This is a genomic window from Rossellomorea sp. NPDC071047 (assembly GCF_050270195.1).
Classification (GTDB): Bacteria; Bacillota; Bacilli; order Bacillales; family Bacillaceae_B; genus Rossellomorea.
Genome location: NZ_JBNNJT010000006.1, coordinates 13439 through 33596, shown reverse-complemented (window position 1 = coordinate 33596; position 20158 = coordinate 13439). Strand labels below are relative to the sequence as shown.

Here is a 20158-nt window from a genome sequence, read left to right as displayed (position 1 = left end):
GATAACTATATGGGATTAGTAGACAAGATATGAGGGAGAACATATTTTCTTTTTTGCGGTTTCTTTCCTATAATAAAAGTATATTGAGAAAAAGGTTGTGCATAACATGTCATTTGTTCATTTACAAGTAGCGAGTGCCTATAGTCTCTTGTCTAGCACGATATCGATAAATGGACTTGTACATAAAGCGAAGAATTCAGGGTATAAAGCATTGGCTTTAACCGATAAAAATATGATGTATGCCGCCATCCCTTTTTATAAGGCGTGTTTAAAAGAAAACATAAAACCGATTATCGGGTTGACTGCAGATATTGCGTCAGAGGAAGGATCCTACCCCCTTGTTCTCCTCGTGAAAAACGAGACGGGCTATCAGAATCTATTAAAGATTTCGAGTGCGATCGGGGCAAAGTCGAAAGAGGGATTACCGCTAAAGTGGCTCTCTTCCTACAGTAAGGGATTGATCGCCATCACTCCAGGCGTCAAAGGGGAGATAGAGAGACTATTATTGAATGATGAAAGTGAAAAAGCGAAGGAGTGCGTCCGCACCTATCAGCAGATGTTCGGGAGGGACTCCTTTTATTTAAGCGTTCAAAAGCATGGGATTCCGGCTGAGGATGTGCTTATTCCCCTACTGCAGCGAGTGGCGGAAGAGACAGGGACGGAGATGGTCGCCACCAACGATGTGCAGTACCTAGAAGAAGAGGAGCATTTCGCCCATGAATGCATGGGTGCGATCAGGGACGGAGTGAAGCTCTCTGAAGATGACCGGGATGTATTGGGTTCACAGGAGTACTACTTCAAGTCCAAAGAACAGATGGTGGAGTTGTTTTCTGATCATGTAACGGAGCTTGAAAACACCATGAAGATTGCTGATCAGTGCCAACTGACCATCCCTTTCCATCAGCAGCTCCTCCCGAAATATCCTCTGCCTGAGGGAGTATCAGCCCTTCAGGAATTGACCCACCTTTGTGAGAAAGGCCTGAGTGAACGGGTAGAGTCGGTTTCCGATGAGTACATAGAACGATTGGATTATGAGCTTGAAGTCATCGGCAGGATGGGATTCAGCGATTACTTCCTGATTGTTTGGGATTTTATGAAGTATGCGAAGGAAAGAAAGATCCTGACTGGACCTGGAAGGGGATCGGCAGCGGGTTCCTTGGTATCTTACGCATTGAGGATTACAGATGTGGATCCGATCGAACATCATTTGTTGTTTGAACGATTTTTAAATCCTGAGCGGGTGTCCATGCCGGATATTGATATCGATTTTCCCGATCATAGACGGGACGAAGTGATCGAATATGTGGAAGGGAAGTATGGAAGCCTTCACGTTGCCCAGATCATTACGTTCGGGACCTTTGCAGCGAAGGCAGCCCTGCGTGATACAGGTCGTGTATTCGGCTTGAATATGAAGGAGCAGGAGCAAGTATCCAAGCTTGTTCCGAATCAGTTGGGGATCACGCTGCAGGAAGCTTATGAAAAGTCCAAGGGATTCCGGGAATTTGTGACGAGCTCTGATCATTATAAGAAATTATTTCAGACGGCTCTTAAAATGGAAGGACTTCCAAGACATACGTCGACCCATGCGGCGGGAGTCGTGATGAGTGAAGCTCCATTAGTGCAATGGGTACCCATCCAGGGAAGTTCATCCGGCATCCATCTGACTCAATTCTCTATGGATATACTGGAAGAAATCGGATTGTTGAAAATGGATTTCCTGGGACTGCGTAATCTAAGTATTTTAGAGCGAATCGTGAAGAACGTTCAAATGGGAACAAATAAGTCATTCTCCATTGAGTCGATTCCCATGAATGATCCTAAAACCTTTGAATTATTAAGCAAAGGACTGACCAATGGAATTTTTCAGCTTGAATCAGAAGGAATGCGGAATGTATTAAAGAGACTGAAGCCTAATTCTTTTGAAGATATCGTGGCCGTAAATGCATTGTATCGACCGGGGCCAATGGAAAACATCCCGACGTATATCAAACGGAAGCACGGCGTGGAAAAGGTGGAATATCCTTTGCCTGACTTAAAGCCGATTCTTGAAATGACATACGGCGTCATTGTATACCAGGAACAAATCATGCAAATTGCATCAAAAATGGCCGGTTTCTCCCTCGGGGAAGCAGATTTGCTCAGAAGAGCGGTTTCGAAGAAGAAAAAGGATGTCCTCGATCAGGAACGGGCGCATTTTGTATCCGGTTCAACTCGGAAAGGATATACCGAAAAAGTCGCACATACCATTTATGATTTGATTGTCAGATTCGCAGATTATGGATTCAACCGCTCCCATGCTGTTGCCTATAGTATGATCGCCTATCAATTGGCTTATTTAAAGGCACATTACCCTGCTTTTTTCTTATCATCCCTCCTTACATCGGTAGTGGGAAATGAGACGAAAGTGGCTCAGTATATACGGGAAGCAAAGCTTTATGATATTGAGATCCTGCCCCCATCCATTAATACGAGTCAATTTGTCTTTACGGTGGAAGGAAAGAATAAGATCCGTTACAGCTTAGGGGCAATCAAAGGAATAGGGGCAGCAGCCTTAAAGGAAATCATTCGTGCAAGAAAAGAAAAGCCATTTCAGGACCTGTTTGATTTTTGCATGAGGGTTTCTTCCAAAACGATTAACCGAAAAATCCTTGAAAACCTGGTGTTGTCCGGGGCGTTCGATGAATTCGGAATGGACCGTGCCACACTGCTTGCGAGCCTTGATGTAGCGGCCCAGCATGCGGAGCTTGTGAACCCTGAAGGTGATCCCGATCTGTTTCATGAGGAAGAGGCGTTCCTTTTAAAGCCTAAGTATGTCGAAGTAGAAGATATGACGATCGATACGAAGCTTCAATTCGAGAAACAGGTGCTGGGTCTTTACTTATCTGACCACCCCGTTTCATCCTACCGTCAACTGTACGATGATCTTGGCTTACAGCAAATAGCGGATCTTCAAAAGGGATCGAAAATCACATTCGGCGGTTATATTACCGGAGTGAAATCCATCCGGACGAAAAAAGGGGAAGTGATGGCCTTCCTTGAAATCGGTGATGAAAGTGGAGAGATCGAAGCGGTGGTGTTTCCGAATGTCTATCGAAATAATATGACTCGACTAAAAGAAGGGAATATACTCCTGTTTGGTGGAAATGTTGAAGAACGTAACGATAAGCTACAGTTCATTGTGAATCAGGTGGAAGCGATGGAAGAAGTGCAGGCGAGAGTGAAAGCAAGGGATCAAAAGCTCTATTTGAAAATCCCCATCGATCAGGATGAAGAGGCGTGTACGCAGCATATTCATCAAACGATCAACCGATTCAAAGGGAAGAATCCTGTCATCATTTATTATGAACGTGAAAAAAAGAGTGTTAAGCTTCCGGACCATTTACGCGTTTCCCCATCTCAAGAGGCTCTTAAGGAAATGCAGGGGATTCTGGGTGAGGCGAATGTCATATTACAATAACATACTTTACTAAAACCAATATTTATATTATTGTTTAATAGAAAAAGGTGGTCAGACCACCTCTATAACTTTATTAATTTCAATATAAATCATGTACATTCAGAAGATTCATGTGAATCATGAATCGACATATAGCATGTAAAGAAACAGAAGGAGTGAGTGGATTGTCATTGCGTGAAGAAGCTCTGCATATGCATCGGGTAAACAAAGGAAAATTAGAAACAACATCCAAGGTGGAGGTCCGGAATGCGGAAGACCTTAGCCTGGCTTATTCCCCAGGGGTGGCAGAACCGTGTAAAGTCATTTATGACAAGCCTGAAACGGTTTACGATTACACAATGAAAGGGAATATGGTAGCCGTTGTTTCAGATGGTACGGCGGTTTTGGGTCTTGGAAATATCGGACCGGAAGCTTCCTTGCCCGTTATGGAAGGTAAAGCGGTTCTTTTCAAGAGCTTTGCGGGTGTTGATGCGTTTCCGATCTGTTTGAACACAACGGATGTGGACAAGATTGTAGAAACGGTTAAACTTCTTGAGCCTACCTTTGGCGGAGTGAATTTAGAAGACATAGCAGCTCCGAATTGCTTTGAAATTGAAGAGCGCTTGAAGAAAGAAACCAATATCCCTGTGTTTCACGATGATCAACATGGTACAGCCATTGTAACTGTGGCAGGTCTGGTGAATGCGCTCAAGATTGTTGGGAAGAAGATGTCAGAAATCAAAGTAGTGGCAAATGGAGCCGGTGCTGCGGGCATGGCGATCATTAAGCTTCTTTATCGTTATGGCGTGAGAGACATCATTATGTGTGATTCCAAGGGAGCGATTTATGAGGGTCGTCCTGAAGGAATGAATGGAATCAAGGATGAAGTAGCCAAGTTTACGAACCGTGATCAGATCAAAGGTGGATTGACAGAAGTACTTAAAGATGCAGACGTGTTCATCGGCGTGTCCGTAGCAGGAGCGTTAACAGAAGAAATGGTCGCTTCTATGAAACAGGACCCGATCATCTTCGCCATGGCCAATCCTGTTCCTGAAATTATGCCTCAGTTGGCAAAAGCGGCTGGAGCAAAAGTGGTCGGAACCGGTCGATCTGATTTTCCTAATCAGGTAAATAATGTCCTTGCATTCCCCGGGATTTTCCGAGGGGCACTGGATGTTCGCGCTACCCACATCAATGAGAAGATGAAACAAGCTGCTGTTGAAGCGATTGCGGCATTAATCGGAGAAGACGAGTTGAATGAGGATTACGTCATCCCTGCACCATTTGATAAGCGTGTAGCACCTGCTGTAGCAGCTGCAGTCGCGAAGTCCGCCATGGAGACGGGAGTAGCCCGTTTGAAGGTGGATCCGGAAGATATTCGCAAAAAGACAGAAGATTTAGCGGTAATCGGGAAGAGTGAATGATGACAGAAGTGAACTCTCTCCATTCCCACGCTAAAGTATATATTGGAATTGTTCACCAATTACGAGAAATGATATCTAAAGACGGCCTCAAGCCGGGCGATAAGATCCCTTCTGAAAGAGAGCTGTCCGAACGATTGAACGTTGGGCGCTCTTCTGTAAGGGAAGCATTACGGGCATTGGAATTGTTGGGCCTGATTGAAACTAAAAGAGGCGAAGGTACCTTCTTAAGGGATTTTCGGGATCATCACCTCATCGATTTGTTGGGAATGTTCATCCTCGAGGACCACAAAGCCCAGGAAGATATTCTTTATACAAAAATGATGATTGAAAAGGAAGCGCTGAAAGATCTCTTTTCAGAGAAAAAGAAGATGGATGCTCTATTCGAGAAAGTGTCAGAAGCGGAAAACCTGGATGATGTGTTCCGTGACATCGTGATGATGAACGCCAATCATTTGGCTCAACGTATCTGGAATATCTTAAATGATTTTGAAACATTGATTTGTGGAGAAATCAAGATAACGGATCAAATGAGAGAAGAAATTGCCCGAATGCTTCAAGGAATAGAAAACGAAGATAAAAAAACCGTGCAAGAGACGTATAAAAGGGTCAGGGAAATTGTCGATAAGGATGCGACAATTTCCAACATCTTTTTTTAAACCTTTCCATTAAACTGATAGTCAAGCAGTTATATATCGTGCATTTACTACTAGAAACGAAAGCGGAAGCTGTCCCTGGGAAATTGAATTTTAAGCTAAATTCACCTTCATTATTTTCCTTCAGAAGACGTATAAGCTACTGTAATTAGTTAAGGAGGTTTCACCTTGCTTAAGGAACTTTTTAATAAATCCAAAAAGAAAAAATATGCAACGATCCCTTCTGAAGCGGCTAAACATGACGTTCCAGAAGGCATCATGACCAAATGTCCTGATTGCAAAAAGATCATGTACACGAAAGAACTTCAAAAAAACTTAAAGGTGTGCATCCATTGCGGATTCCATCATGGGATGAGCTCACCAGAGAGAGTCGATAGTTTTATAGATGAAGGTACCTTTAAGGAGCTTGATCATGATCTTGTTTCCGCGAATCCCCTGGGCTTTCCTGATTATGAAGGTAAAGTGGAGAAGGATCGGAAGAAGACAGGTATGAATGAAGCAGTATTAACTGGTTCAGGTAAGGTAAACGGAATCGAAGTGGTGACGGCCATCATGGATTCACGCTTCAGAATGGGAAGTATGGGCTCTGTGGTCGGAGAGAAAATTACGAGAGCCATCGAAGAAGCCGACAAGCGAAAAGTCCCATTCATCATCTTCACGGCATCTGGAGGCGCGAGAATGCAGGAAGGTGTCCTTTCCTTGATGCAAATGGCCAAGACCAGTGTTGCCCTTAATCGATTGAGCGAAAATGGAGGTCTCTTCATCTCGATCATGACGCACCCGACGACAGGCGGGGTATCCGCAAGTTTCGCGTCCGTAGGGGATTATAATTTTGCTGAGCCTGGAGCACTTATCGGCTTCGCAGGCAGAAGGATCATTGAGCAGACGATCAGGGAAGATTTACCGGAAGACTTCCAGACATCAGAATTTTTATTGAAGCATGGTCAACTTGACGGAGTCATCTCGAGGCTCGAGTTAAAAGAGAAAATCGGGACAGTACTTGATATACATCAGTGGGACGGTGATCTGCCATGGTAAATGAGATGGAATTTGAAAAGCCTGTACTTGAGCTCAAGAAAAAAATAGCCGAGCTGAAGGAGTTCACTCAAAATTCAGACGTCGATTTATCAAATGAAATCGAAAAATTGGAGAGCAGGCTCACGAAGCTTGAAAATGATATCTATGAAAACATGAAGCCTTGGGAAAGGGTTCAGGTAGCACGACATCCCAATCGCCCGACGACTCTTGATTATATCGGCTATCTCTTTACGGACTTCATCGAAATGCATGGAGACCGCCTGTACGGGGATGACGAAGCCATTGTTTCTGGCGTAGGGAAATTTCATGATGTCCCGGTGACCATCATCGGCCACCAAAGAGGGAAAGATACGAAAGAAAATATTCGCAGGAACTTTGGGATGCCTCATCCGGAAGGATACCGAAAAGCCCTGCGCCTGATGAAGCAAGCGGACAAGTTCAATCGACCGATCATCTGCTTTATTGATACAAAGGGTGCATATCCCGGTAAAGCGGCAGAGGAAAGAGGTCAAAGTGAAGCCATTGCAAGAAATCTTGTAGAGATGGCAGGCTTGACCGTTCCCGTTATCTGCATGGTCATCGGTGAAGGTGGTAGTGGAGGTGCCCTCGCACTTGGAGTGGGGAACCATATTCATATGCTTGAAAACTCCACTTACTCCGTGATATCACCTGAAGGGGCGGCAGCCATTCTGTGGAAGGATTCCACACAAGCGAAACGCGCGGCGGAATCCATGAAGATCACAGCACCGGATTTGAAGGAGCTTGGAATCATTGATGAAATCGTCACGGAAGTCAAAGGCGGTGCTCATAAAGATGTCGAAGAGCAAGCACAATATATCAATGATGTACTAAAGGCATCCTTGAAAGAACTAATTCCAATGAAGAAAGATGAATTGATACAGCATCGCTATGAAAAATTTAAAGCGATGGGTGAATATTCTGTTTTAAATGATTTAATTGGGGTAAAATCATAATGAACTATGGACTGACAAATAGGAAATACCATTTGTCAGTCTTTTTCATTAATTTTCCATCAAATTAAAGATTTGTGACGGTATTTTGAAGGTTTTAACAATTAAAACGCTTCCATTTAATAGATTATTTCGTCTTTAGCATTTCCTTCTAGTAACTTGTTGAGAACCTTGTATCTTCGTGTTATTTTAGAAATAATCCATAGTCTATTGGTCCATAATAATGTAATGAATGCACAGGATAGATTGTTCCATTTTCCTTTTTTTAGATATATGTGAAACCATTAACAAGTTGTAACATTCATTTACATATAAAGGAATATTTCTTAATGAGGTGATCGTAGTGAGAAAGATTGGTGTATTAACAAGTGGTGGGGATTCACCAGGTATGAATGCAGCTGTTCGTGCGGTTGTGCGTAAAGCTATTTTCCTTGACATCGAAGTGTACGGTATATATCAAGGGTATAACGGATTAATTAACGGAAACATCAAGAAGCTGGAACTTGGTTCTGTTGGAGATATCATTCATCGTGGCGGTACAATGTTGTATACAGCCCGCTGTGAAGAATTCAAAACAAAAGAAGGTCAGAAAAAAGGTATCGAACAATTAGAGAAGCATGGTATTGAAGGTCTTGTTGTCATTGGTGGAGATGGATCGTACCAAGGAGCAAAAGCTTTAACCGAATGGGGATATCCATGTGTGGGTGTACCGGGAACGATCGATAACGACATTCCGGGAACTGAATATACAATCGGGTTCGATACGGCTTTGAACACGGTCATCGACGCGATTGATAAGATTCGTGATACGGCAACCTCTCATGAAAGAACCTTCATCATTGAAGTGATGGGACGTAACGCAGGAGATCTTGCCCTCTGGTCCGGTCTTGCAGGCGGTGCTGAAACCATCCTGATTCCTGAAGAGAAATTCGATCTTGATGATGTCGTGACCCGTTTGAAAAAAGGTCAGGAGCGCGGGAAAAAACATAGTGTCATCATTGTGGCGGAAGGTGTCATGTCTGCAAATGAATTTGCTAATCGTTTCACTGAAGCGACGGGGATGGATACACGTGTTTCTGTCCTGGGCCATATTCAGCGTGGTGGAACACCAACTGCATCTGACCGCGTGTTGGCAAGCCGTTTAGGTGCACGCGCAGTAGAGCTGTTGGTTAAAGGAAAAGGTGGAAGAGCAGTAGGGATTGAGAAAAATCAACTAGTTGATTACGATATTATTGAAGCACTTGCCAAGCCACATCAAATTGACTTGGACATGTACAGACTTTCCAAAGAGCTTTCAATCTAAATTGTTGTAAGATTTCAGGAGGTAAAGAAAATGAGAAAAACGAAAATAGTATGTACGATCGGTCCTGCAAGTGAGAGTGTAGAGAAGTTATCGCAACTGATCGAAGCCGGGATGAATGTTTCCCGCTTAAACTTTTCACATGGTGACCATGAAGAACATGGACAGAGAATCGTCAATATCCGTGAAGCAGCCGAAAAAGCCGGTAAAACAGTCGGGATCCTTCTCGATACAAAAGGTCCGGAAATCCGTACGAATAATATGGAAGATGGTGCAATCGAATTAACCCAAGGTTCAAACGTCATCGTTTCCATGAAGGAAGTACTCGGGACAACTGAGAAATTCTCCGTTACATACGAAGGATTAATCGATGATGTTCATGTTGGTTCCAAAATTCTTCTTGACGATGGTCTGATCGGATTGGAAGTAACGGAAATTGATAAAGCGAATGGCGAGATTCATACGTATGTTGCCAACAGCGGAGTTTTAAAGAATAAAAAGGGTGTGAACGTACCGGGAGTTTCCGTAAACCTTCCGGGTATTACGGATAAAGATGCTCAGGATATCGTATTCGGTATTGGGCAGGGTGTCGACTTTATTGCGGCATCATTCGTTCGCCGTGCCTCTGATGTACTGGAAATCCGTCAATTATTGGAAGAACACGACGCTTCCCACATTCAAATCATCCCTAAGATCGAGAATCAAGAGGGTGTAGACAATATCAATGAAATCCTTGAAGTATCAGACGGATTGATGGTGGCTCGTGGAGATCTTGGTGTTGAAATCCCTGCTGAAGAAGTACCATTGGTCCAAAAGATGTTGATCAAGAAATGTAACTCTCTTGGTAAGCCTGTCATCACGGCAACTCAAATGCTTGATTCCATGCAACGCAACCCTAGACCGACAAGAGCGGAAGCTAGTGACGTAGCTAATGCGATCTTCGATGGTACAGATGCGATCATGCTATCTGGTGAAACAGCTGCAGGTACGTACCCTGTTGAAGCGGTGCAAACGATGCACAATATCGCTTCAAGAGCAGAAACAGCTCTTAATTTCAATGACATCCTGGCAGCACGCAGTAAAGACAGTGAGCATAATATGACGGATGCCATCGGTCAATCTGTAGCCCACACTGCTCTTAACCTTGACGTTAATGCGATTGTGGCACCAACGGAAAGCGGGCACACAGCACGCATGATTTCCAAGTATCGTCCAAAAGCACCAATCGTAGCAGTAACGGGAACAGATTCCGTATCACGTCGATTGGCACTTGTCTGGGGCGTTTACCCTACAGTCGGACGTAAAGTGACGACTACTGACGAAATGCTTGATATGGCAGTAGAAGAAAGCGTCAATTCAGGAATGACGAAGCATGGAGATCGCATTATCATCACAGCTGGTGTTCCAATCGGTGAATCTGGAACAACCAATCTGATGAAAATCCATGTGGTAGGCGACGTCGTTGCAAAAGGTCAAGGAATCGGGCGCAGATCTGCTTACGGTAAAGCAGTAGTGGCGATGACTGCAGATGAAGCAGTGAAGAATACTACGCCAGGATCAGTTCTTGTGACAATCGGGACTGATAAAGACATGATGCCTGCTCTAGAGAAATGTTCTGCCTTGATCGTTGAAGAAGGCGGTCTGACAAGTCATGCAGCAGTTGTAGGTATCAACCTGGGAATTCCTGTAGTCGTTGGTGTGGACAATGCCACTTCTCTATTCACAAATGGTCAGGAAATTACAGTAGACGCTACTCGCGGTGTCATCTATAACGGACACGCAAGCGTATTATAAGTTTAAATATGAAAAGCCAGAGTCTGGGAATGGACTCTGGCTTTTTGTACGTAACTAAGACAATCCTCACATAATACCTTGAAATACTTAATATGTTATAATAGAGAGTAATAAGTAATAAAATTATGGAGGAATCCCTCATGAGATATATATTGTTATTGTTAATTATCGTGCCCGCATTGGAAATTGGGTTGCTAGTTCTTTCCGGACAAGCGTTTGGATTGATCCCAACCGTTTTACTGATTATTACAACAGGAATTCTCGGAGCTTATTTGGCGAAAAAACAAGGAATGGAAACACTTCGAAAAGCACAGCAGGATATGCAGTACGGTCAGCTGCCTGGAGATGCCATCATTGATGGATTGTGCATCCTGGTCGGAGGGGTCGTTCTATTAACGCCTGGTTTTATTACCGATGCAATAGGATTCCTGCTATTACTCCCACCTACACGTAAAATGTTCAAACCGTTCATTTATAAGCTATTCAAGCGCTGGATCAACAATGGGAATGTGATCATATACAGATAATACAAAAAGCACTGCTCTCGGGGAGCAGTGCTTTTTGCTATTTTACACCCATAATAAACTTCCACGTATCTTCAAAAACACCGGCTCTTTTGAGAGTGGATAGAATGACCAGTACTACCGGACCAACGATCAAGCCAAGAAACCCGATGAGCTTAAAGCCGACAAAGAGAGCGATCAGAGTGGCGAGTGGATCGAGTCCAATGCTTGATGACAGTACTTTCGGCTCCATGATTTGGCGCTGTACGACAACAACCAAATAAAGAACGGATAAACCGATTCCTAATCCGACGTTCCCTGTAATAAACTCATAAATGATCCAAGGTACGAAAACCGCTCCTGTTCCAAGATACGGTAATATATCTACGAGACCCGTAACGAGGGCGATGGTGATAGCATAATCCACTCTCAGTATGATCAATCCGATTAACACGATGATAGCCGTGATGGATATGAGGGTGAACTGTGCCCTTACAAATCCGAATAAGGCCCTTTTCAGGTCGATGAATACTTTTCTCCCGCTGCTCATTGCCTTTCCGGGAATGATTTTCTCTGCTTTGGCAGATAATGAATACCAGTCTTTACTGATGAAGAATGTAGCTAAAGCGGCAAAAATCAGGACGGATGCCGCGTTGGGAATCCATGATATCAACTGAGGCAATTTGGTGAAAAAGTTTTGCAGGAAATCCCCTGCAGATGTGGCGATTTTCGTTCCTGCGGTCTGGACATTTTCTAGTATGGTATCCTGTTGACCGGCTTCAAGGTTCTTGAATAAACCTGATAGCTGGTTGTATAGTGGAATCACCTGACCTACGATGAAATCCTCAGCATATTTGACCAAGGTCTGCACATGCTTAGGAAGCTCTTCAGCTAAATAATTCGCTCCGGAAACAATCTCAGCAATCAATAAGGTGATAAGCCCAGCAAAAATCGCAATAATCAATATGAGAGATAAAGCAACTGCCCATATTCGCGGCAGCCATTTTTCAAGCCAATTCACAAGAGGATTAATAATTAACGCGATGGCAATGGCAATGATAAACGGATAAGCAAGCTTCCATATGTAATAGAGTGAAATCAATGAGAGCATAATGATGGCTAAAACGATTATGAACCGGATCGTTCGATAAACATATTCTACATTCAAGGGCTTCCCTCCTACCCGATCTTCTACTTCTATTTTAAAGGAGACAGGAAATGAAAGGAAGTTTAATTTAACGAGGTTGCTCAAATTTACAACAAATGATAAAAGTTGATATGGCAGGATAATGATTACGAAAGGGAGAGGTTACTTATGTCACAGGCATTCATGTTTTTGCTGCTACTATTGGGAATTGGATTCGTTGCAAAAAACCAGTCGATTATTATAGCCGTAACATTTCTAATCATTCTTAAGCTGGCAGGTATCGATGAAAAAGTGTTTGCGGCCATTCAGTCCAAAGGAATTAACTGGGGTGTAACAATCATAACGATTGCTGTATTGGCACCGATCGCTACAGGTGAGATCGGATTTAAAGAACTGTATGACTCATTAAAGTCCCCTTATGCGTGGATTGCCCTCGCTTCTGGAATGGCTGTGGCGTTGATTGCGAAGAGCGGGTTAACACTGTTGGAAGAGGATCCTCATATTACGACAGCTCTTGTCCTCGGTACAGTCTTAGCGGTGGCATTTTTTAAAGCAGTAGCTGTCGGACCGCTGATTGGAGCAGGTATTGCGTACCTTGCGATGAAATTATACGAGTTATTCTTATAGAATACCACCGGAGTTCTGCCGGTTTGAGAATCCATCTCCCATTCTCAGATGAGAGTTTTCAAATTGATATCATTTGACTTTGATTATACACCTTCGACATATTTAGTGCTTTTATAACAGGATGAGAAACCCCTGTCACCACTCCGTTTGTGTGCCTCAATGCTATGGTTTATTTTTCTAGAAAAATAATTTTTATAGAAATTGATGCGTTTTCATTCACAAAAGTCAGATAATTGTTTATAATAGGAAATGTAAGCGCATCCCAAGCTCTCGTGATATCATAGGAAGAGCCGGGAATCATTTTTTGTATAGGAATTGAGCAATCGCTCAACCTTTATTTATGTTCTTTTTAAACAAGCCTACTGACTTATTTGATAGTCTTGTAGGGTTTTATGCTCATATGAAAATGGGTAAAGAGAAATACTTAACAAAAGGAGAGGTTATTATGACAGCAACTCGCGGGTTAGAAGGGGTTGTAGCAACAACATCATCCATTAGTTCGATCATTGATGATACTCTTACATATGTTGGCTACAACATTGATGATTTAGCAAACAATGCCAGTTTTGAAGAGGTTATCTACTTATTATGGCATCTGAAATTACCTACTTCATCAGAGCTTCAGGAATTTACAGAGCTATTAGCAGATAACGCTGAATTGCCTAAAGAGGTCATCGAGCACTTCAAGATGTACAACATCAAGGAAGTCCATCCTATGGCAGCTTTACGTTCTGCCGTTTCTTTACTTGGATTATATGATGATAAAGCAGATGTAATGGACGAAAAGGAAAACTATTTGAAAGCCGTTCGACTTCAAGCGAAGATTCCTACAATCGTAACGAGCTTTTCACGAATTCGCAATGGACAAGAGCCGATTACTCCCCGCAAAGATTTAGGATTCGCTGCTAATTTCCTATATATGTTAACAGGGAAAAATCCTGAGCCGGTTGAAATCGAGGCGTTCAATAAGGCACTTGTTCTTCATGCGGATCACGAGTTAAACGCTTCTACCTTCACTGCACGTGTATGTGTCGCTACTCTTTCTGATGTGTACTCAGGCGTCACTGCTGCAATCGGTGCTTTAAAAGGACCTCTTCACGGTGGAGCAAATGAGCAGGTAATGAAGATGCTTACTGAAATCGGTTCTGTCGATAAAGCGGAAGAGTATATCCTCGACAAATTAGAGAAGAAAGAAAAAATCATGGGCTTTGGTCACCGTGTATACCGTCAAGGAGACCCGCGTGCCAAGCACCTTAAAGAAATGTCGAAAAAATTAACTGAATTAACTGGACAAAGTAAATACTACGAAATGTCCGTTAAGGTAGAAGATGTATTTACGTCTAATAAAGGCTTACCGCCTAATGTTGATTTCTATTCAGCATCCGTTTACCACAGCTTAGGCATCGATCATGACCTATTCACTCCGATCTTCGCTGTAAGCCGTGTATCCGGTTGGTTAGCTCATATTCTTGAGCAGTATTCAAACAACCGCCTGATCCGTCCTCGTGCTGATTACGTAGGGCCTGGCAAGCAGGAATATGTGCCTGTAGAACAAAGAGGGTAAACATCAATATTTACAAATGGTGAAAATATTGGTGTAATGAATATGAGAAGGGGACTGACTCTAAATGCATAGGGCACTTATGGTCATCCCCTTTGATAATGAATAAATGGAGGTTACATAATGACACAAGGTGAAAAAATTACAAACCAGAACGGCCAGCTTAATGTGCCAAACAATCCAATCGTCCCATTCATTGAAGGTGACGGAACGGGTCCAGATATTTGGGCAGCAGCTCAACGCGTATTAGACGCTTCTGTTGAAAAAGCATACAAAGGTGAGCGCAAGATTTCATGGAAAGAAGTATATGCAGGGGAAAAGGCATTCAACAAAACGGGCGAATGGCTTCCAAATGATACACTTGAAGCAATCCGTGAATACTTCATCGCGATCAAAGGTCCACTTACAACTCCTGTCGGTGGCGGAATCCGTTCATTGAACGTTGCGCTGCGCCAGGAATTAGACCTGTTCACTTGCCTGCGTCCTGTACGCTACTTCGAAGGTGTTCCATCACCGGTTAAGCGTCCTGAAGATACAGATATGGTCATCTTCCGTGAAAACACTGAAGACATCTATGCTGGTATCGAATACGCAAAAGGTTCTGATGAAGTTAAAAAATTAATCACTTTCCTTCAAGATGAAATGGGTGCTAACAAAATCCGTTTCCCAGAAACATCCGGTATCGGAATCAAGCCTGTTTCTGAAGAAGGGACAAACCGTCTTGTTCGTGCAGCAATCAATTACGCGATCACAGAAGGCCGTAAATCAGTAACGTTGGTTCACAAAGGGAACATCATGAAGTTCACTGAAGGAGCTTTCAAAAACTGGGGTTACGAGCTTGCTGAAAAAGAATTCGGCGATAAAGTATTCACTTGGGCTCAATATGACAAGATCAAAGAAGCTGATGGATTGGAAGCTGCTAACAAAGCTCAATCAGAGGCTGAAGCAGCAGGTAAGATCATCGTTAAAGATTCAATCGCTGATATCTTCCTACAGCAAATCCTTACTCGTCCGGCTGAGTTTGATGTAGTGGCAACAATGAACCTAAACGGAGATTACATCTCTGATGCATTAGCTGCTCAAGTTGGTGGAATCGGTATTGCTCCTGGAGCAAACATCAACTACGAATCAGGACATGCAATCTTTGAGGCGACTCATGGAACAGCTCCAAAATATGCAGGTATGGATAAAGTGAATCCTTCATCTGTCATCCTTTCCGGTGTACTTATGCTTGAGCACCTTGGTTGGACAGAAGCTGCTAACCTGATTACAAAATCCATGGAGAAAACTATCGCTTCTAAAGTCGTAACATATGACTTTGCCCGTCTAATGGATGGAGCAACAGAAGTGAAATGCTCTGAGTTCGGTTCTGCTTTAATCGAAAACATGGGATAATTTCAATTTAAAATAGGGATGGGGTGCTTCGAATCGGAGCACTCCTTCCTTTACATAATGACACGAATAGGAGGAATTATGATGGCTATTAAACGTAGAAAAGTATCTGTTATCGGTGGAGGATTTACAGGGGCGACTACAGCATTGATGCTTGCTCAGAAAGAGCTTGGAGATGTTGTACTGGTTGATATTCCTCAAAATGAAGACCCAACGAAAGGGAAAGCGCTGGATATGCTTGAAGCGAGCCCGGTACAAGGATTTGATTCAAACATTATCGGTACTTCCAATTATGAAGATACAAAGGATTCCGATATTGTTGTCATCACTGCAGGAATTGCCCGTAAACCGGGAATGAGCCGTGATGATCTGGTTCAAACCAACCAAAAGGTCATGAAATCAGTCACGCAGCAAATCGTTAAGTATTCTCCAAATTGCTACATCATCGTTCTTACAAACCCAGTGGATGCTATGACCTATACAGTATTCAAAGAATCCGGGTTCCCTAAAGAGCGCGTGATCGGACAATCCGGCGTTCTGGATACAGCCCGGTTCCGCACATTTGTCGCTCAAGAATTAAACCTTTCTGTGAAAGATATTACAGGATTCGTTCTTGGCGGCCATGGGGATGACATGGTTCCTCTTATTCGTTACTCGTACGCTGGAGGCATCCCTCTGGAAACATTAATTCCTAAAGACCGTTTAGACGCGATCGTCGAGCGTACCCGTAAAGGCGGAGGGGAAATTGTAGGCCTTCTGGGTAACGGTAGTGCTTATTATGCTCCTGCTGCTTCTCTTGTTCAAATGGTAGAATCCATCCTTAAGGATCAACGCCGCGTCATCCCGGCCATTGCATACCTGGAAGGTGAATACGGTTTCGAAGGTATCTACCTCGGTGTCCCAACCATCCTTGGCGGTAATGGACTGGAAAAAATCATCGAACTCGAATTAACCGAAGAAGAGAAAGCTGCACTCGCTAACTCCGCAGACGCTGTCAAAAACGTCATGTCTTCTTTGGCTTAATACACATTCATTCCAAAACTGGCTCTCTTTTTAGGGCCAGTTTTTTTGTATTATAAGTGACCGTAAAAAACTTTTTTGAATGATTCACAACAGTGTTTTTATTCAACAAACGGGCAGTTTATAACTCATTTTTACAGGTGACCTAAAATGATGCAACTAGAACCTTCACATGTTAATAACACTATGAAAGAATGGAATTCAGCTAAAGTACAGTTAAAGGGGAAATTGATGTAGTTAGCCATATATAATAAATCAAATTTATTTAAGGGAGGTAGTAACTCAGAGTGATTTTTAAAAAACTACTCAACAGAAGAAGGGGGAAAAAATGAGGAACTGCTCTATAAATTCATTTGCTGAATCTGACAGTGTATAATTTATATAAATAAGTAAAAGAGAGTGTGTATAACTTGAGGTTAATTACATTAGAAAAAGTAATGAAACAAGAAGAGAATCGCATTGTATTGAAAAATATAGATTTAATTATTGAAAAAACTTCACATATTGGGATAAAAATGGCCAGTGAAGAAAGTGCAGTACTATTTGATCTGATATCAGGGGAAATCCCCCCTTCCAGTGGTTATATTGAGAGAGAAACAAAATTTATAGTATCAGAATATAAAGATGATGGCTTATACGATAATTTAACTGTTCAAAGCTACTTGAATTTTTTTAAAAAAATCGCAGGTTTTCCTCACCCTTTACAAAACTCCATTGCAACATTTTCGCTTTTAGATGTTTGGCGAACTAAAATTAAGAAACTGACAGACGACCAGAAGAAAAGGGTGAGTTTACTCCGAATGTCTCTATTTTCCCCAGAAGTTCTATTAATTGAAAATCCACTTAATAATCTAACAGGCGAAGGAATTGAACTTTATTTAAAAGCATTGGAGCATCTTCGTTCAACTAATACTGCCACATTATTCACTTCCAATTCTATAGAAGATTTATTGCTGTTAAGCAACGAAATCTATCGCTATAACCGATTAAATGGACTTGAAAAAACGGATCTTACTAACGAACCTGATTCAATCTCTGGGGAAAAAAATGATAGCGAAAATTTCATACCAAACAACGTCTTCAAAGTGACTTGTAAGTTGGCGAATAAAACGATTTTTTTCAGTCCTGATGAAATTGATTTTATTGAAAGTGTTAACAGCGTAAGTAATATACGGATAGATGATGAATATTTTCCAACTGACTTAACGATGAATGAACTGGAAGAGAGATTGTTGAAATTTGGATTCTTCAGGTGTCACCGTTCTTATTTAGTTAATTTGCAGCGGGTGTCTGAATTGATTAGCTATTCTAAGAATAGTTATACCTTAATTTTGAGAGGTAAATCTAATGTGAAACTGCCCCTTTCTCGAAATCGGTTGGAAGATATGAAAAAATTAATAGAGTTTTGAGGTGCATTTGAGGTTGAAATGAGTCCATTTCAACCTCATTTTGTTACATTCGAGCAATTTTATAGTACTATTCACCGGATATTTACGACTTTTCTATTGTTTTTTTCTAAACTAAAAGCAGTTGGGCAATATAAAATGGACTTTGGTATTTATACAAAATTTTTCCAGTCCACCTAAACATTCTTCATTATTAAAAAAGGAGAGAAAAGCAAATGGAAAAACACACAGTGATTCGTGTTGAACATTTATCAAAAAAGTTCAATAACGAATCTGCTTTAAAAGATCTCAACTTTTCAGTTCATTCGGGAGAAATATTTGGTTTTCTTGGACCTTCTGGTTCAGGAAAAACAACAACTATCAAAATATTGACTGGACAATTAGTGCAAACTTCGGGAAAGGCAATGGTTTTAGGAAAACCCGTTGAACAAATTAATGAAAGTATTTATGAACAAGTGGGAATTGTCACAGACAATAGCGGAATATACGAAAGAATGACCGTTTACAGTAATATGAAATTTTTCGCAAACATTTTAGATGTTGAGAAAGAACGTATTGATTTCCTTCTAACCAGAGTTGGTTTATTTGAACATAAAGATAAAATTGCCAGTAAATTATCCAAGGGAATGGCCCAACGATTAGTCCTTGCAAGAGCTCTTTTACATCAGCCGAAGGTACTTTTCTTAGATGAGCCTACCAGCGGGTTAGATCCCAGTACAGCTTTAGCAGTTCATGAACTACTTTCTGAATTAAAAGGGAATGGGACAGCAATATTCCTTACGACCCATAATATGGACGAGGCGACGAAAATTTGCGATAATGTTGCCCTTCTGAATGATGGAATCATTGTAGAGCATGGAACTCCTAAAGCTTTAAGCCTAAAGTACAATAAGGATAAAAGCTATCAGATCGTGTTAAAGGGTGAAAAGGAGTTCACACTCCCTCACTCTGATGATACGGCAAAAAAAATTTATCAGTGGATAGCTAACAATGAACTTGTAACCATTCATTCAACTGAACCGACATTAGAAAGGGTCTTCATAGAATTGACCGGGAGGGAATTACTGTGAGAATTTCAATAAGAAAGATAAAAGCAATCATAGGAATGAAATTTCAGACATTGCTAAGTAATACCAGTGTTATGTTAGGACCCATTCTTGCCTTAGGGTTTGTATTTGCTATAAAAAATATAATGCCAGATATAGATGTAAATAAGGAAGGAATTAGCTTTTCTACGAATGCATTTGTGCTTAGCTTCGGGATTATCTTTAATATTGCAATAGCTGGTATTTCAATGAGCAGTAGCCCTTTAGCAGAAGAAAAGGAAAAAAACACTTTAAGAGTTCTAATGACATCTTCCGTAAACGGCTTAGAGTACTTGATTGGGACTCTTCTTCCACCATTATTTATCCTGATTCTAGTGAATATTCTAATGATTCCTGTAAGTGGATCCTCTTTTGGAGAGATTCAGTTTGGAAGTTACATGTTAATGACAACAGTAGCTAGCTTGATCAGCCTTTTAATTGGATACATTATTGGAATTCTTACAAAAAACCAAACACAAACATCATTATATACAATGCCTATTACATTACTTTTAACATCAGTGCCTGCAGTAAAACTCTTCAAAGAAGATTTGTCGGAAATTCTGGACTACACTTATACAGGTGTGTTAACAAACTTTGCAAACAGCATATTTTCTGAGACTGGATATCAATGGAACCTAACTGATATTAGCATTCTCTTCGGTTGGTTCATTATTTGTTTAGTTATCTTTGTTTATGCGTACAAGAAAAATGGATTAGATAGTTAACTACTGGGGAAAATTTACTGTATGATTCCAGGAATATTTAGACTAAGAATCAAAAATTATTTATAAGGAGAGG

Annotated in this window: 16 protein-coding genes; 15 read left to right on the top strand and 1 reads right to left on the bottom strand. The window is 41.7% G+C overall.

The annotated features are described in order from the left end of the window. Positions 1–106 precede the first annotated feature (106 nt). From dnaE to ACQKFO_RS18580, 8 genes are all read left to right on the top strand, one after another. Positions 107–3457, top strand: a complete 3351-nt coding sequence (gene dnaE, locus ACQKFO_RS18615; protein WP_427600328.1) for a DNA polymerase III subunit alpha — start codon at positions 107–109, stop codon at positions 3455–3457. A 164-nt stretch (positions 3458–3621) separates the two neighbouring features. After that, the gene (locus ACQKFO_RS18610) at positions 3622–4860 is read left to right on the top strand and encodes an NAD(P)-dependent malic enzyme (RefSeq protein ID WP_324744809.1); all 1239 of its coding nucleotides are present in this window, start codon (positions 3622–3624) and stop codon (positions 4858–4860) included. Continuing rightward, positions 4860–5516, top strand: coding sequence for a FadR/GntR family transcriptional regulator (locus ACQKFO_RS18605; RefSeq protein WP_427600327.1), 657 nt, complete (start codon positions 4860–4862; stop codon positions 5514–5516). The genes ACQKFO_RS18610 and ACQKFO_RS18605 overlap by 1 nt, the downstream gene beginning before the upstream one ends. A gap of 165 nt (positions 5517–5681) precedes the next feature. Then, positions 5682–6551 (top strand): acetyl-CoA carboxylase, carboxyltransferase subunit beta, encoded by an 870-nt coding sequence (gene accD / locus ACQKFO_RS18600; protein ID WP_427600326.1) that lies wholly within the window; start codon positions 5682–5684, stop codon positions 6549–6551. Beyond that, positions 6545–7525 (top strand): acetyl-CoA carboxylase carboxyl transferase subunit alpha, encoded by a 981-nt coding sequence (gene accA / locus ACQKFO_RS18595; protein ID WP_148969911.1) that lies wholly within the window; start codon positions 6545–6547, stop codon positions 7523–7525. The genes accD and accA overlap by 7 nt, the downstream gene beginning before the upstream one ends. A 340-nt stretch (positions 7526–7865) precedes the next feature. Further along, a complete protein-coding gene (gene pfkA / locus ACQKFO_RS18590) occupies positions 7866–8825 on the top strand; it encodes a 6-phosphofructokinase (RefSeq protein WP_149156207.1) in 960 nt (319 codons plus the stop codon). Between the two features lie 30 nt (positions 8826–8855). Further along, positions 8856–10616, top strand: a complete 1761-nt coding sequence (gene pyk / locus ACQKFO_RS18585) for a pyruvate kinase (RefSeq protein ID WP_427600325.1) — start codon at positions 8856–8858, stop codon at positions 10614–10616. A 140-nt stretch (positions 10617–10756) separates the two neighbouring features. Beyond that, positions 10757–11143 carry an FxsA family protein gene (locus ACQKFO_RS18580; protein WP_044339278.1) on the top strand — a complete coding sequence of 129 codons (387 nt, stop codon included), beginning with the start codon at positions 10757–10759 and terminating at the stop codon, positions 11141–11143. Positions 11144–11180: 37 nt separating this feature from the next. On the opposite strand, the gene ytvI is transcribed toward ACQKFO_RS18580, so the two are convergent. Further along, a complete protein-coding gene (gene ytvI, locus ACQKFO_RS18575) occupies positions 11181–12287 on the bottom strand; it encodes a sporulation integral membrane protein YtvI (RefSeq protein WP_427600324.1) in 1107 nt (368 codons plus the stop codon). Between the two features lie 147 nt (positions 12288–12434). Here ytvI and ACQKFO_RS18570 point away from each other — a divergent pair, with 147 nt between their 5' ends. The 7 genes from ACQKFO_RS18570 to ACQKFO_RS18540 all read left to right on the top strand — a co-directional run bounded on the left by ACQKFO_RS18570 (position 12435) and on the right by ACQKFO_RS18540 (position 20085). After that, entirely contained in the window at positions 12435–12893 is a 459-nt protein-coding gene (locus ACQKFO_RS18570) for a DUF441 domain-containing protein (RefSeq protein WP_427600323.1), read from the top strand. Positions 12894–13338: 445 nt separating this feature from the next. Beyond that, on the top strand, positions 13339–14457 hold the full coding sequence (gene citZ / locus ACQKFO_RS18565; RefSeq protein WP_427600322.1) for a citrate synthase: 1119 nt from the start codon (positions 13339–13341) through the stop codon (positions 14455–14457). A gap of 120 nt (positions 14458–14577) precedes the next feature. Beyond that, positions 14578–15849, top strand: a complete 1272-nt coding sequence (gene icd / locus ACQKFO_RS18560) for an NADP-dependent isocitrate dehydrogenase (protein ID WP_427600321.1) — start codon at positions 14578–14580, stop codon at positions 15847–15849. Between the two features lie 81 nt (positions 15850–15930). Then, complete coding sequence (gene mdh / locus ACQKFO_RS18555) at positions 15931–16869, top strand: malate dehydrogenase (protein ID WP_427600320.1); 939 nt, start codon at positions 15931–15933, stop codon at positions 16867–16869. Positions 16870–17276: 407 nt separating this feature from the next. After that, the gene (locus ACQKFO_RS18550) at positions 17277–18275 is read left to right on the top strand and encodes a LytTR family transcriptional regulator DNA-binding domain-containing protein (RefSeq protein ID WP_427600319.1); all 999 of its coding nucleotides are present in this window, start codon (positions 17277–17279) and stop codon (positions 18273–18275) included. Positions 18276–18487: 212 nt separating this feature from the next. Next, positions 18488–19342 (top strand): ABC transporter ATP-binding protein, encoded by an 855-nt coding sequence (locus ACQKFO_RS18545; RefSeq protein ID WP_427600318.1) that lies wholly within the window; start codon positions 18488–18490, stop codon positions 19340–19342. Further along, positions 19339–20085 (top strand): ABC transporter permease, encoded by a 747-nt coding sequence (locus ACQKFO_RS18540; RefSeq protein WP_427600317.1) that lies wholly within the window; start codon positions 19339–19341, stop codon positions 20083–20085. The genes ACQKFO_RS18545 and ACQKFO_RS18540 overlap by 4 nt, the downstream gene beginning before the upstream one ends. Positions 20086–20158: the final 73 nt, after the last annotated feature.

Excerpts from the sequence above, each read along its gene's own strand:
- ACQKFO_RS18580 (WP_044339278.1), top strand. The coding sequence starts at position 10,757 with ATGAGATATATATTGTTATTGTTAATTATCGTGCCCGCATTGGAAATT.
- mdh (WP_427600320.1), top strand. The coding sequence starts at position 15,931 with ATGGCTATTAAACGTAGAAAAGTATCTGTTATCGGTGGAGGATTTACA.
- icd (WP_427600321.1), top strand. The coding sequence starts at position 14,578 with ATGACACAAGGTGAAAAAATTACAAACCAGAACGGCCAGCTTAATGTG.
- accA (WP_148969911.1), top strand. The coding sequence starts at position 6,545 with ATGGTAAATGAGATGGAATTTGAAAAGCCTGTACTTGAGCTCAAGAAA.
- citZ (WP_427600322.1), top strand. The coding sequence starts at position 13,339 with ATGACAGCAACTCGCGGGTTAGAAGGGGTTGTAGCAACAACATCATCC.
- ACQKFO_RS18570 (WP_427600323.1), top strand. The coding sequence starts at position 12,435 with ATGTCACAGGCATTCATGTTTTTGCTGCTACTATTGGGAATTGGATTC.
- dnaE (WP_427600328.1), top strand. The coding sequence starts at position 107 with ATGTCATTTGTTCATTTACAAGTAGCGAGTGCCTATAGTCTCTTGTCT.
- pyk (WP_427600325.1), top strand. The coding sequence starts at position 8,856 with ATGAGAAAAACGAAAATAGTATGTACGATCGGTCCTGCAAGTGAGAGT.
- ACQKFO_RS18605 (WP_427600327.1), top strand. The coding sequence starts at position 4,860 with ATGACAGAAGTGAACTCTCTCCATTCCCACGCTAAAGTATATATTGGA.
- ACQKFO_RS18545 (WP_427600318.1), top strand. The coding sequence starts at position 18,488 with ATGGAAAAACACACAGTGATTCGTGTTGAACATTTATCAAAAAAGTTC.